Source organism: Metabacillus mesotrionivorans (genome assembly GCF_052171315.1).
GTDB lineage: Bacteria > Bacillota > Bacilli > Bacillales > Bacillaceae > Bacillus_P.
This window is the reverse complement of record NZ_JBQMFF010000004.1, coordinates 70,508-83,102: the sequence shown is the minus strand read 5'-3', so window position 1 is coordinate 83,102 and position 12,595 is coordinate 70,508. Positions and strand designations below refer to the sequence as shown.

Annotated in this window: 15 protein-coding genes; 4 read left to right on the top strand and 11 right to left on the bottom strand. The window is 44.8% G+C overall.

Annotated features, from left to right (window positions below; all coding sequences use genetic code 11):
• Nucleotides 1-195 precede the first annotated feature (195 nt).
• The 9 genes from ACTSEZ_RS12705 to ACTSEZ_RS12665 all read right to left on the bottom strand — a co-directional run bounded on the left by ACTSEZ_RS12705 (nucleotide 196) and on the right by ACTSEZ_RS12665 (nucleotide 7,455).
• Nucleotides 196-1,419 (bottom strand): MDR family MFS transporter, encoded by a 1,224-nt coding sequence (locus tag ACTSEZ_RS12705; protein ID WP_503129023.1) that lies wholly within the window; start codon nucleotides 1,417-1,419, stop codon nucleotides 196-198.
• Between the two features lie 122 nt (nucleotides 1,420-1,541).
• Nucleotides 1,542-1,946 (bottom strand): hypothetical protein, encoded by a 405-nt coding sequence (locus ACTSEZ_RS12700; protein WP_369734560.1) that lies wholly within the window; start codon nucleotides 1,944-1,946, stop codon nucleotides 1,542-1,544.
• A 37-nt stretch (nucleotides 1,947-1,983) separates the two neighbouring features.
• A complete protein-coding gene (locus ACTSEZ_RS12695; protein WP_369734559.1) occupies nucleotides 1,984-3,327 on the bottom strand; it encodes an ABC transporter permease in 1,344 nt (447 codons plus the stop codon).
• Entirely contained in the window at nucleotides 3,308-4,006 is a 699-nt protein-coding gene (locus ACTSEZ_RS12690; RefSeq protein WP_369734558.1) for an ABC transporter ATP-binding protein, read from the bottom strand. The genes ACTSEZ_RS12695 and ACTSEZ_RS12690 overlap by 20 nt, the downstream gene beginning before the upstream one ends.
• Before the next feature lie 11 nt (nucleotides 4,007-4,017).
• The gene (locus tag ACTSEZ_RS12685; protein ID WP_369734557.1) at nucleotides 4,018-5,007 is read right to left on the bottom strand and encodes a hypothetical protein; all 990 of its coding nucleotides are present in this window, start codon (nucleotides 5,005-5,007) and stop codon (nucleotides 4,018-4,020) included.
• The gene (locus tag ACTSEZ_RS12680; protein ID WP_369734556.1) at nucleotides 5,001-5,879 is read right to left on the bottom strand and encodes an ABC transporter ATP-binding protein; all 879 of its coding nucleotides are present in this window, start codon (nucleotides 5,877-5,879) and stop codon (nucleotides 5,001-5,003) included. Before ACTSEZ_RS12680 ends, ACTSEZ_RS12685 begins: the two co-directional genes overlap by 7 nt.
• Nucleotides 5,872-6,261 (bottom strand): GntR family transcriptional regulator, encoded by a 390-nt coding sequence (locus ACTSEZ_RS12675; protein WP_369734555.1) that lies wholly within the window; start codon nucleotides 6,259-6,261, stop codon nucleotides 5,872-5,874. The genes ACTSEZ_RS12680 and ACTSEZ_RS12675 overlap by 8 nt, the downstream gene beginning before the upstream one ends.
• A 753-nt stretch (nucleotides 6,262-7,014) precedes the next feature.
• Complete coding sequence (locus ACTSEZ_RS12670; RefSeq protein WP_029278881.1) at nucleotides 7,015-7,176, bottom strand: hypothetical protein; 162 nt, start codon at nucleotides 7,174-7,176, stop codon at nucleotides 7,015-7,017.
• Between the two features lie 15 nt (nucleotides 7,177-7,191).
• The gene (locus ACTSEZ_RS12665) at nucleotides 7,192-7,455 is read right to left on the bottom strand and encodes a YtzC family protein (RefSeq protein WP_029278879.1); all 264 of its coding nucleotides are present in this window, start codon (nucleotides 7,453-7,455) and stop codon (nucleotides 7,192-7,194) included.
• A gap of 188 nt (nucleotides 7,456-7,643) precedes the next feature.
• On the opposite strand from ACTSEZ_RS12665, the gene mnmL reads away from it, so the two are divergent.
• Entirely contained in the window at nucleotides 7,644-8,609 is a 966-nt protein-coding gene (gene mnmL / locus ACTSEZ_RS12660) for a tRNA modification radical SAM protein MnmL/YtqA (RefSeq protein WP_369734829.1), read from the top strand.
• The gene (mnmM, locus tag ACTSEZ_RS12655; RefSeq protein ID WP_369734554.1) at nucleotides 8,606-9,184 is read left to right on the top strand and encodes a tRNA 5-(aminomethyl)-2-thiouridylate-methyltransferase MnmM; all 579 of its coding nucleotides are present in this window, start codon (nucleotides 8,606-8,608) and stop codon (nucleotides 9,182-9,184) included. Before mnmL ends, mnmM begins: the two co-directional genes overlap by 4 nt.
• Nucleotides 9,185-9,245: 61 nt before the next feature.
• Here the strand turns inward: mnmM and tbcS are convergent, their stop codons facing one another.
• Nucleotides 9,246-10,325 carry a tetraprenyl-beta-curcumene synthase gene (gene tbcS, locus ACTSEZ_RS12650; RefSeq protein ID WP_503129022.1) on the bottom strand — a complete coding sequence of 360 codons (1,080 nt, stop codon included), beginning with the start codon at nucleotides 10,323-10,325 and terminating at the stop codon, nucleotides 9,246-9,248.
• Between the two features lie 19 nt (nucleotides 10,326-10,344).
• Entirely contained in the window at nucleotides 10,345-11,133 is a 789-nt protein-coding gene (locus ACTSEZ_RS12645) for an alpha/beta hydrolase (RefSeq protein WP_369734553.1), read from the bottom strand.
• A gap of 119 nt (nucleotides 11,134-11,252) precedes the next feature.
• Here ACTSEZ_RS12645 and ACTSEZ_RS12640 point away from each other — a divergent pair, with 119 nt between their 5' ends.
• Both ACTSEZ_RS12640 and ACTSEZ_RS12635 read left to right on the top strand, forming a co-directional pair.
• Entirely contained in the window at nucleotides 11,253-11,774 is a 522-nt protein-coding gene (locus tag ACTSEZ_RS12640) for a gamma carbonic anhydrase (RefSeq protein ID WP_369734552.1), read from the top strand.
• Nucleotides 11,775-11,992: 218 nt separating this feature from the next.
• A complete protein-coding gene (locus ACTSEZ_RS12635) occupies nucleotides 11,993-12,559 on the top strand; it encodes a phosphatase PAP2 family protein (protein WP_369734551.1) in 567 nt (188 codons plus the stop codon).
• The last annotated feature ends 36 nt before the right edge of the window (nucleotides 12,560-12,595 follow it).

The window sequence follows — 12,595 nt, the reverse complement described above, 5'->3', positions numbered from 1 at the left end:
TAGAAGGAATTTTCAGTAAACTTTCATTCGTACTATTTCACTAGACCGAACACTTTTTCGGTCCGGCGCCTAAGTGATTAGTACCATGCATTTGTGGAGAGTACGCCTCTTTATTTTCCTCACTCTTCCAAATACTTGTCCATTTGACCGAAAAAAAGCACACCTTTTTCCATTTAAAAGGTGTGCCATCTGTTATTAAGCACTCACTGCAGGTGAAGCATGCTTCTCTTTGATCTTCTTATCGTAAACGGATGTAGTAAACATTGCGATAAACAGCAATCCGATCAGAACAGTAAACAGCATGTTCATGCCATAAAGATCAACCAGTACGCCGCCAAGCAGCGGACCGATCATTCTTCCGCCTGTAGCTGTACTGTTGACGAAGCCCTGATAAAATCCTTCACGGCCTTTTGGAGCAAGATCATTGGCGATGGTCGGAACCGCCGGCCATACGAGCATTTCCCCGATGGTCAAAATAATCATGGCTGTCATAAATCCTTTGAAATCCCCTGCAAAGGATACCATGACAAAGGAGAAAATAAAGATGCAAAAGCCGATCATCATCTGCTTTTTAATTGATTTGGCCGCATATTTTACAAATGTATTCACAAGCGGCTGGCCGAAAACAATCAATGCCCCGTTTACCGTCCAGATCAAGCTGTACTGGGTAAGCGGAATGTTCAGCTCCTGAGTGTGAGCGGCAATCGTTGACTGCCACTGAACATACGCGACCCAGCACAGCAAATAGCCGGAGCAAAGAATGATCAGTGCTGTAAATTTATCCCGGTTCTGCAGTTTGGATGACTCCTGCAGGATGGATGACTGCGCCGAGGGAGCTGACGCGATCTTTCGATATCCGAAACATGCAAGCAAGAAAAAAACAGCATACAGTGCTGCATTTGCAATAAAGATCAGCTGAAACGAATACCCTGCAATCAGTCCGCCAAGCGCTGCCCCAATCGCAACACCCGCATTTTGCGAAACATAAATCGCGTTAAACGCTTTTCGCCCGCCTTCCGGCCAAACCGTTCCGGCAAGTGCATACATCGATGGAAACACAATTCCGGAACCAAACCCGACAAGTGTCAAAAAGACAATATACCAAGGCCAGTCATTGAAGAATACAAGACCTAAAATAGCCGTGAACGTAAGCACAATTCCGCTCAAAATGGAACGGTAGCCCCCGTACCGGTCAAAAAGAACCCCGCCGATCAGGTTGCCCGCTACACTTGCAGCAGAATTCAGCATCAGAACAATCCCTGCAACTGTCAGCGATTTTCCAAGATGATCATGAATGTAAATCGTATTTAAAGGCCACAGAAACGAAGAACCTGTTACGTTAATCAACATTCCTATTACAAGCAGCCATAAAGAACGCGGCATCGCGAAAACCTCCTTAAAAAACTCACAAAAAAGCACGAAGGCAAGAACTGCCTTCGCGTTTTTTTAAATCCATAGAAGATTGTAGTCCTTTTGTCTGGAGATTGCAACCGGGAAATACCGGCTGATCCGGCGTGTCTGGAGCTGATCAGGTTTCACTTTTAATAGACAGATATTTCTTCTTTTGTATCAAATGTTATTTTACCGCCGGATTGTATGTTTTTTGCCGTCACGTCCGCGGAACCCCTGTATCCTTTTTCAAAATAGCCGACAATCGTTTCTTCAAGCTGTTTTCCATTTTTGTCTCTGTATAAAAGCTTCATTGAACTTTCACTGAACGTTTCGCTGGGCACGATTTTCACCTGATAGGTTTCTTTAGGTTCCAGTGATGGGATCACAATTTTTTCTTTATTATAAAAGTAGCTAATCTCCATTTTATTCAGCTGATGCTCAGATTGATTTGTGATCGTAACGGTGATTGCGCTGCTGAACATGCCTTTTACAGGCAGTACGAATAAAACCATCAGCAGCAGAGTAATCATCAAATTGACAAGCCATCTTTTCATTTGCCATCCCTCCGCCGGTCATAGGCAATGAACGCCATTAAAGCTCTCGTCTAAGTGCGGAGAGCACATTAATATTCGTCGCCTTCACTGCCGGACGCAATCCTGAAATCAAGGCCACTCCAAGACTGATGCCGCCCGCAATCAGGACAAGGCTGAGCGGGATATAGGAGAACGTAATGTCCACACCTTCCATGCTTCCCTCAGAAACAGCTTCAAGCACAAGCGGGATGGCAAAGTTCGCAGCAAAGCTGACGGCGTAGGCAATGATGACACCGAGCAATGCCCCCAGCAGACCGATAAACGCACTTTCAAGAAGAAAGATTCTGCGAATCACGCCAGGCTGCGCCCCTATCGCCTTCATGATCCCGATCTCCTGTGTACGTTCTGTTACAGCCATCGTCATCGTATTAAAAATACCGATCGATGCAATCAGAACGGCTACAGTTCCGACAAAAATCAGTCCTGCTTTAAAGGCATTAAAGAATAAGTTCATATTTTCAAGCTCTTCTGTTATTGAGTACACTAAGTAACCCTTTTTCTTCAGGGAATCTGTCACGCCTTTAACATCTTCAATGCTTGCCGTATAAACCTTGATTTCATTGTATTCCTGCTGCTCAACTTCATCTGCCGCATCTGCTTTTGCAGCAAATCCCTGCATGTCCTCTTTCCAATTATCACTGATGTAGATAGTGGCATCCTGTAAATAATCCTTTGCAGGAGCTTTTGTAATACCGGAGATCGTAAACGTCCAGCTTTTCGTTTCCGATTTGCCTTCAATCTGCTCGGTTTGTGTCAGGACAATCTCTTTTCCGATCAGTTCGCCCTGATAGCCTTCCGGTTCTTCTGCAGCCGCCTCTGGATTCTCAGCCTGTTCATCGCGCTTCTTTCTCTCCGCATCAGTCAGAAGCGAAGCAGCAAAATGATGACCGACAATGACTTCCCGGTCATTTTCCGGTGCTTTTCCTGAATCAAGCTTCAAATTCGCCTTAAATTCATTTTCCATATTTGTAAGCAGCAAAGGTGCGAAATCGGCTGTTCTGTCTCCGAGCTTTGCAGCCGTTTGTCCTGTGGTGGTAGCATAGGACCTTCTGACGACTGCTGCCACATTCTTTGTATCCTCGAGTTCTTTAATTTGTTGATCATTCCCCTGCTCAAAGCCCGCGTCCGTTTCCTTCCCGCTGATTTGAATTTCATTCAGCTTTTGAGCAGTTAAAAGCTCTTCCTGCATGCTTTTTTGCATCCCAAAACCTACAGATGCAAGTACAATCAGAAACGCACAGCCGATGGTCGTTGCAAGCACGGTCATGAAAACCCTCATCCTGTTTTTCTTCATATTTCTTCTGACAAGGCTGAGCTGATCTCTAAATTTCAACAGGAACACCCTCTTCCTTCAATACGCCGTCCTGCAGAACAAATCTTCTGTCGCTGAATGCTGCAACTTCTTCATCGTGAGTGATGATGAAAAACGTGATGCCTTTTTCTGAGTTCAGCTCTTTAATGAGATCAAGAATTTCTTTTTCTGTCTCACTGTCAAGACTTCCTGTCGGTTCATCAGCCAGAATGATTTCCGGATTTGTAATCAGGGCGCGTCCAATTCCAACGCGCTGCTGCTGTCCCCCTGAAAGCTCATTCGGATAATGGCCTGAATGATTTTCAAGGCCGATTCTGTAAAGCATTTCGGTTACCTTCGTTTTTCTTTCAGAGGAAGGAACGCCCTTCAATGTTAATGGCAGTTCAATGTTTTCAAACGTCGTCAGACTCGGGATGAGCTGAAAACTTTGAAAGATGAAGCCAAACGTATTAAGCCTGAAGGCTGCCCATTCTTTTTCACTGAACCCTGTCACCTCAGTGCCGCCGACTGAAATGGTGCCGGCCGTCGGTGAAATATAACCTGAAACCAAGTTCAAAAGCGTTGATTTCCCTGAACCGCTTCGTCCGACGATTGAAGCAATTTCTCCCTTTTGAATAGAAAGCGACACATTTTTCAAAACGGGTATTTCTTTTTCGCTTCCTTTTTTCCCAACCTTAAACGAATGACTTAATCCATCAACTTTTATCATATTTTCCTCTCCTAGGAGTGCTTTGTTTTTTTATAAATAAGGAAGTAGCCGAGCAGCAGACTTACGGCTGCTCCGGCGGCTGCTCCTGTTGCAAGTCCTGTCATGCCGTTAGCTGACATATGGTATCCCATCGAGCTGAACCCCAGCACTCCGAGCACGAACACCAGCAACAGGACAGGCAGATTGAGCTGTTTCCATAAAAAGAAATTGCCGTTCCTTTCATTCGGATGATGCAGGAATGAAACCAGTCCGACTGTAAAAAATATGACACCCATAGATGCCTGAATCAAAAAGTAAAGGGGCATCCCATCCGTTATTTCCTTGTAAAAAGTCCAGCTCATCATTGGCAGAAACGGTGTCATAAGACATCCCGCATTAATGAATTTCTCCATTTCTACATAGGAGTATAATCCAAGGCCTTCTACATGGTTAAAGAGAACAAATGTAAACAGAAACGGCAGCGAGCCGGTGCTCAGAGCCGTCAGCCCCTGCGCGAAAGGCGTTCCCGTAAGCGAGCCTGCTGCAAACGTCAGGCAGTAAACCATCACCAGGCAGAAAAACAGTTCCGAATAATAATCCATTAACGGTTCAGACAGAGCCACTCCTGCCGTCTCTGTGTAGATTCCTGACAACACAAGCGAAATCAGTGATGAAAGAAGGATTGCAATAAGAACAGAAGCAGATTTCACAAGATAAATCTCTGAACGTTTAAAGGGCAGACCAAGTGTATAATCCATTGTCCCCCTGGCTCTCTCCGTTCCCATTTGTGCGATTGCGATAAAAAACAGGAAAACAGACGATAAAATCAAGAGCAAATCGTCTCCTAACGGGTAAACAAAATGAGCAGACGACATTTCCGGATACTCTTTCAGCATATTTTGGTGGCCCGTGTATTCGGACCAGATTCTATATGGAAGGAAAAAGGCATTCAGAATGAAAAATAAGACAAGCAGGACCCTGATCTGCCTGAACTCTTTTAAAAATAAAGCACGCATTACCATCTGCGGTCCCCCCCAAACTTCGCAATAAATACTTCCTCTAAGTTAACCGGGAGCGTATTCCAGACTTTAGGACCGAGGGATTGAAGCCGCTTCAACTTATCTTCATCCTTTTTTTCCAGAAGCAGCGTGTAAAATATACCGGAGTGGTCAAGAATCGGAACACCCATTTCTCTAATCTTTAAGTGCAGATCATTTTCAAAAACCGCCTGTATTTTCACAAAATCCTCCCTAAGCGATTCAAGGTCCATCACATTGGACAAAGTATGGCCATCCAGAAAGCCGATTTTACTGCAGATCCTTTCAATATCCTCAAGCCTGTGGGAAGTAATCAGAATGGCGGTTTCTCTTTCCCCCACTTCATCTACCATAAGCTGAAGGAGATCTCTTCTTGTGACAGCATCAATCCCGTCAGTCGGTTCATCCAGCAGAATCACTGCAGGTCTTGAAGCAAAAGCCATAATGAGAGCAAACTGTTTTTTCAGCCCCGTAGATAAATCCCTGTATTTTTTAGTTTCAGGTATGCCATAGCGGTTCATCAGCTCGTTCGCATAGGTGACATCAAAATCCGGATACAGGGATCTCAGCATCACGGTCAGTTCTTTATATGTATATCTATCATAAAATGGGTTTTGGACAGGTACATAAATGACCTTTCTTTTAGCAAGAGGCTGCTTCTTTATGGAGGCATTTTCAAACAAAACCTCTCCCTCATCCGGCAGCACTATCTGTTGAATAATCCTCAGAAGCGTCGTTTTCCCCGAGCCGTTTCTGCCGAGAAGCCCAAAGATATCGCCTTTATCAATCATCAACGATACGTCCTGCAGCACCCTTACTCCATCGAGCGATTTTGAGAGATTCTTTAGTTCAAGCATGGTCTCCGCCTCTCATTTCTCTGCTGATTTCCTCAATCCATTTATAAATGACTTCAATGTCAATTCCCGCATAAACGGCATCTACAATCAGCGGCTTCAATTGTTCTTTGATCATCTCCATCTTCCTTTCATCAAGCGTTACTCCCGCATTTTCAGAGACAAACGTTCCCCTGCCCCTCAGCGTTTCAATAATTCCTTCACGTTCAAGTTCTTTATACGCTTTGCTTACGGTATTAGGGTTTGCAATAATCATGGTTGAAAGCTCGCGCACAGACGGGAGCTTTTCACCGGGCTTAAGAATCCCTTTCAGGCAGAGCTCTTTCATCTGCTGAATGATCTGTTCATAAATCGCTTTTGAGCTGCGCGGATCAATTTGAATCATCGGTCTCCCTTCTTCCTATCGTGAAATGGTTCTGTACTATGTGTATTACTTTTAGTAGTACACTTAATACAATAATGATTTTTGAAATTATTGTCAATGGTTTTTTGGGGGATTTTGGCAGTGTTTTTAGGAGTTGGGTGACATCAAGAGCAACGATTTCTTTTTTGATGGCACTATTACTGAAGTTTAGAACCACCAACACGCGCGATTTCTTTCTTGATGGCACTTATCACGAAGTTTAGAACCACCAACACGCAGAATTTCTTTCTTGATGGCACTTATCACGAAGTTTAGAACCACCAACACGCGGAATTTCTTTCTTGATGGCACTTATCACGAAGTTTAGAACCACCAACACGCGCGATTTCTTTCTTGATGGCACTTATCACGAAGTTTAGAACCACCAACACGCTGAATTTCTTTCTTGATGGCACTTATCACGAAGTTTAGAACCACCAACACGCAGAATTCCTTTTTTGATAGCACTTATGCCGGAGTTCAGAACCATCAAGAAACAGACTTTCCTTGTTGATGGCACTTATCCCGTAGTTCAGAACCATCAAGACGCGGAATTTCATCCTTGATGGCACTATTCCTGAAGTTCGGAACCATTAAGTCGCAGACTTTCCTTGTTGATGGCACTTATCTCGGAATCCCGTACCATCAAGATGCACAGTTCTTTTGAGGGCACCTATCTGCAGCACTTCTGAAAAACACCAAAAAACCGCTTCCAAATCCGGAAGCGGTCATTCATTATTCAGGACGCTGTTTTGATTTCACTTTCTGTCCCTGTTTTTCATATTTCTTCTTGGATTCTTTTACCGGATCAAATTCCTGGCCGAACTCAGTGTCCGTATTGTTGATGCCGTTTCTTGTTTTCTGTTCGGGGTTTTGCTGTTTTGAGCGTTTTTTCATACAGACTTCATCCTCCTAGTGATCAAGCAGAATCATTTCATTTTGCAGCTGCTGAAGCTGTATGCGCATTCTGTACAGCTGTTCTTTTTGCTGATCGTTTGCGCTCAGAGACAATGCATTGCACTCGTTTACTGCATCTTCGAGCATTTGCTGCGCTTTAGAGTATTCCGTATCGTTGTAATGCTCCTGCTTTCTGCCTTCTGTATACTGGCTTTGGGCGAAATCATACGTATTTGAGCAATTATCGAGACATTCAGTAACAGATTGTCTTGTTGCCATGGCTGCAGACCTCCTATTGTAAAATGAAGCATTGTGCTCCATTACTCATATTGTTTGCCTAGTGCCTGTTCATGTTACTGAAAAACAATTGGTAAATCGGTATGGGCATGTTTGTCATAAGAGTCTGCCCCGTGATAAAATGCTCTGATGGCTACTTAAGCAAAATTCTTCAAAGGGAGGTTTTTCCGCTGAAAGAGAAAAACCCTTTTCTATATGCAGCAGACGATAAAAGGTACCATACATGGAACTACCACTTGCGCAATCATTTTGGACATAAGGTGTTTAAAGTAGCTCTGGACGGCGGTTTTGACTGTCCGAACAGAGACGGGACGGCAGCGTTTGGAGGGTGTACGTTCTGCAGTGCAGCAGGTTCTGGCGATTTTGCCGGAAACCGCAAAGAGGACCTTGTGACGCAATTTCATGAAATTAAAGATAAAATGCACGAAAAGTGGAAAGACGGAAAGTATATGGCCTATTTTCAGGCTTTTACAAATACGCATGCACCTGTTGAGGTTTTAAGGGAAAAGTTTGAATCCGTTCTTGCTCTTGAAGGGGTTGTGGGCCTCTCTATTGCGACCCGTCCTGACTGCCTGCCCGATGATGTGGTTGAATATCTGGCAGAATTAAACCAGCGCACGTATCTTTGGGTTGAGCTGGGGCTTCAGACCGTTCATGAACGCACGGCCCTGCTTATTAACCGGGCACATGATTTCGCCTGCTACGCTGAAGGTGTTGAAAAGCTGCGCAAACATGGCATAAGAGTCTGTACACACATTATTAACGGCTTGCCGCTTGAAACGAATGAAATGATGATGGAGACAGCCCGTGCGGCAGCAAACCTTGATGTGCAGGGAATTAAAATCCACCTTCTGCACTTGCTGAAAGGCACGCCGATGGTCAAGCAGTATGAAAAAGGAAAGCTTGAATTTCTTACAAAAGAGGATTATGTAGCATTAGTATGTGACCAGCTTGAAATACTTCCCCCTGAAATGATTGTGCACCGCATAACGGGAGACGGGCCGATTGACCTGATGATCGGGCCGATGTGGAGCGTAAACAAGTGGGACGTACTGAATTCAATCGATGCGGAATTAAAAAGAAGAGAGAGCTTCCAAGGGAAATTTTATAAGACAGAAAAGGCAGGACAATTATGATACTTGAACGGGTTCTTACTTTTGCTAAAACACTTTTATCCAAAGCAGCAGCAGAAGGCGACATCGCCATTGACGCTACAATCGGCAACGGGCATGATACGGTTTTCCTCGCAGAGCTTGTTGGAGAATCAGGTCACGTGTTCGGCTTTGACATACAGGAAGAAGCTGTCCGCGCAACTTCAGAACGGGTTTTACAGGCAGGATACACGGACAGGGTCACTCTTTTTAAGGAGAGTCACGAAAACCTGGCTGATTTTATTCCTGAAAAATGGCATGGAAAAGCGGCCGGAGCCATATTCAACCTCGGATATCTTCCAGGCGGCGACAAATCGATTGTGACAAGACCGGATTCCACCCTGAAGGCTGTGGAACAGCTTCTTTCCGTCCTAAAAAAAGGCGGCATCATGATACTTGTCATTTACCATGGCCATGAAGAAGGAAAAGCAGAAAGAGATGCCGTTTTGGACTTTGTTCAAAAGCTTCCCCAAAAAGAAGCCCATGTCCTTAACTATCAGTTCATGAATCAGAAAAACGACGCTCCTTTTATCGTGGCGATTGAGAAGATGAAGGCATAAGTAATGCTTGCTAACAGAAAACGGGCCTTGAAACCAGTTGGGTTTCAGGCCCGTTTTTTTATTACGAACTTTTCGCAGACAGCTTCTGAAAAGCCCTGTACGCTCTGCCGTTCCAGTAGAAAAATGATGAAGTTTTTCCGCCAAGCTTGATCAGCTGCCTGGCAAGTCTCCCGAGATCTTTTCTGGCCGTTACTTTTTCATCTGAGAGATACACGCCAAGAAGTCCCCGGTGAATCAGCTTATGAAAGTTTTCATGGGGAATGCCGTTCAGATTGGTTTCTGCCTGAACAACGAAGTGCCGGAGACGCCCCATCATTTCCCGTTCGTCTGAGTAATAATTGCAGAAGTTCAGATCGCCGCCGATTCTGTCTTCTTCCTGATCAATCAAGTAATCGAGAAGGATATGCAGTCCCTGCACATAGGGGAAGTAGCTGTTTCTGATGCGGGCAGCTTCGGACTTGCTGAAGTCTTTCCTGAAGGCATAGGAGACAAGGCAAAAGATGCCCAATGTAGAGCCTGCACACGCAGAAAATTCATACCATTGCATGTCGGGAAGCTCCTGCCTGTATGTTTCAAACCAAGTTTCAAGTCTCGGTATGCGCTCATTAACTGTAACGTGCTTATGTACCTGAAGGTCACAATAGTAGCGGGCGAGTTCAATCAGATAATCCGCAATGAAAGGATAGTTTTCGAGCCCTGACAAAATTCTCTGGCACGTTTTCACCAGTTCATGCAAATACCCGCCGTCATCCTGGTCAATCCTGTATGCATAGTAATTTTTCAGAGGGGCACCGACTGTTAGTGCGTCAGTCATGGATTCATGCAGCATGGCAAAATCTTCTGGGTTAAGTGACGTGCTTCTGTCGCACAGATTATCAAGATAATCGCTGATTGTCTGATAGGCGACAATGAACTCCACGCAGTCGTGCCTGCATTCTCCTGAGAGGAGTCCGTAGATGCCGCCTCCTTCACAATGGAAGGTCTTGGAGCTGATGCTTGCAAGCGCCTGGGTTCTAAGCTCAGTATTCGGAATCTGTTCCGCTTTCTTTTTCCACGTATTCAAATGTGCATGAACGGAAGGAAAGATGTCTTTATAAATTTTTGCCATAAGCCATAGCGGGTGCTCGGGTATTGCCTTCAAGAAAATCACCTCTTTATGTTCATCGCTCTAAATGCGCGCTGACAAACGCCTCAGCGTACTTAAATACTTGATCTCTCTCTGGTTCGTTAAATATTTCATGATAAAAGCCGTCCCATTCCTTATATGCCTTTTCTCTGAGCGGAGCCCTGTTAAACCAGGTTCTGACTAAGGAATGATCAACCACCTTGTCATCTCCGCCCTGCATGACTAAAAGCGGCAGATCGGGAAATTGCTTCACTTTCGCATGAGCCTGTTCCATTGCCTTAATGAGTTCACGATACCACCTTATGGATACTTTTGTCACATAAAGCGTATCATTTTCATCCGCATCCCTGACTTCCTTATTTCTCGTTGCCAGGCTGACGGAAAGACCGGAATTCACTTTTAGAGATGGCGCAAGAATATTTAAAGGTTTTGAAATAAGCTCCATTGCTTTATTCGGCTTAAAAATAAGTCCAAGGCATGGAGATGAGAGGATTACACCGTTAATGTGCTGATGTTCTTCCTGCAGGGCCCTGATGACGATCAGCCCTCCCATGCTGTGTCCAAGCAGAAACAGCGGCAGGCCAAGCTTTCTCGCTTCTTTTACCCAAACGTTAAATTCTGCAATGTATTCATTGAATGATTTTATATGCCCTCTGTTTCTTGTCGAAGTCCCCTGCCCCGGCAAGTCGCCCATAATCACATGATACCCTGCACATTTCCACATCTGGACGAGCCACCTGTAACGTCCATGATGCTCTGCAGCTCCATGAACAATCACAATGACGCCTTTTGGATTCTCATCCTCACATTCCCATTTCCACATAACTCATTTCACACCTTTCTAAAAGGTTTTTCGCGCCAGCTGCTGCATGTTCATTTAAACTGGTCGTTCTTTGGTATAATATGTTTGCCTAATTATATAACAAAAGGAGTTTGATCCGCATGATTTATCCCTTTAAAGACACATATCCGGATATAGCAGATTCTGCTTTTATTGCAGATACAGCAACCGTCTCAGGAGATGTAGTAATCGGCCGGGAATCAAGCATCTGGTTTGGAACCGTCATCAGAGGAGATGTGTCTCCTGTCAGAATCGGTGACAGAGTCAATGTTCAGGATCTCAGCTGTCTTCATCAAAGCCCGAACGCGCCGCTTGTATTGGAAGATGGCGTAACCGTTGGCCATTGTGTGATTCTGCACAGTTCCATCATCCGTAAAAATGCGTTAATCGGGATGGGATCAATTATCCTTGACGGAGCTGAAATTGGAGAAGGCGCCTTCATCGGTGCAGGAAGCCTCGTTCCGCAGGGAAAGAAGATTCCGCCAAATACCCTTGCATTCGGCAGGCCCGCTAAAGTTGTCAGAGAATTAACTGACGAGGACCGCCTGGATATGGAGCGCATCCGCCGGGAGTACGCTGAAAAAGGACAGCTCTATAAAGCGGTGCAGGAAAACCGGGAATAACCCATGCCGTTTTTACATATTAGTTAACACCTGCAAAAAAGGGTCTATTCGGCTGGGCTGATGACCGCGAAATGGCTCTTGACTGCTGTTCCGCGGTTTTTTTTATGGATAAAATGAATGTAAATTTCTTACTTAAAATCTTTACATCCCATTATTATTCTCTAAATATTTCACCATTAAAATGGAGGTAAACAGTGTTGTAAAGGAGCATCGGATAGATGACTAAATTTATCGCAAACATGTACGATTTTGAATGCAGATTGTTCCGCAGTGTAAACCGTCATTTTGACCGGAAGTTCATGAATTGCTTTTTCCGCAATATCACCCATACCGGCGGAGCAACCTTTACCATCTCGCTGTGCCTAATTCTCCTTTTTATCACATCTGGCCAGCTGCGCCTTGCAGCGGCAGCAAGTGCAGCGGCATTATTGCTCAGCCACCTGCCCGTTGCCTATGTCAAAAAACGCTACCCGAGAAAACGCCCTTATCTGGCGCTGCTTGAGACAAAGGTGCCGGCGAACCCGCTTGAGGATCATTCGTTTCCATCCGGCCATACAACAGCCATCTTTTCCGTCATCATACCTTTTTTATTCCTCTTTCCTCAAGCTGCCATTATCCTGCTTCCTCTAGGGTTCAGTGTAGGAATTTCGAGGATGTATCTCGGACTTCACTACCCCTCGGATGTTCTTGCAGGATGCCTTCTTGGCACGACTGCCGGTATAACCTGCTATCTTTTCATTCAGAAATACTTTGGAGGGGCATCCTTTTTCCAGCTTCCATTGTAACGTGAAAGAGAACATTGCTGCTGCAGCAGACTCATG

What these genes read in the sequence shown, in the direction of transcription:
- ACTSEZ_RS12680 (WP_369734556.1), bottom strand. Translation starts at nt 5,879, where the DNA reads ATGCTTGAACTAAAGAATCTCTCAAAATCGCTCGATGGAGTAAGGGTG.
- ACTSEZ_RS12640 (WP_369734552.1), top strand. Translation starts at nt 11,253, where the DNA reads ATGATTTATCCCTTTAAAGACACATATCCGGATATAGCAGATTCTGCT.
- ACTSEZ_RS12685 (WP_369734557.1), bottom strand. Translation starts at nt 5,007, where the DNA reads ATGGTAATGCGTGCTTTATTTTTAAAAGAGTTCAGGCAGATCAGGGTC.
- ACTSEZ_RS12665 (WP_029278879.1), bottom strand. Translation starts at nt 7,455, where the DNA reads ATGGCAACAAGACAATCTGTTACTGAATGTCTCGATAATTGCTCAAAT.
- mnmM (WP_369734554.1), top strand. Translation starts at nt 8,606, where the DNA reads ATGATACTTGAACGGGTTCTTACTTTTGCTAAAACACTTTTATCCAAA.
- ACTSEZ_RS12690 (WP_369734558.1), bottom strand. Translation starts at nt 4,006, where the DNA reads ATGATAAAAGTTGATGGATTAAGTCATTCGTTTAAGGTTGGGAAAAAA.
- ACTSEZ_RS12670 (WP_029278881.1), bottom strand. Translation starts at nt 7,176, where the DNA reads ATGAAAAAACGCTCAAAACAGCAAAACCCCGAACAGAAAACAAGAAAC.
- ACTSEZ_RS12635 (WP_369734551.1), top strand. Translation starts at nt 11,993, where the DNA reads ATGACTAAATTTATCGCAAACATGTACGATTTTGAATGCAGATTGTTC.
- ACTSEZ_RS12645 (WP_369734553.1), bottom strand. Translation starts at nt 11,133, where the DNA reads ATGTGGAAATGGGAATGTGAGGATGAGAATCCAAAAGGCGTCATTGTG.
- ACTSEZ_RS12700 (WP_369734560.1), bottom strand. Translation starts at nt 1,946, where the DNA reads ATGAAAAGATGGCTTGTCAATTTGATGATTACTCTGCTGCTGATGGTT.
- ACTSEZ_RS12675 (WP_369734555.1), bottom strand. Translation starts at nt 6,261, where the DNA reads ATGATTCAAATTGATCCGCGCAGCTCAAAAGCGATTTATGAACAGATC.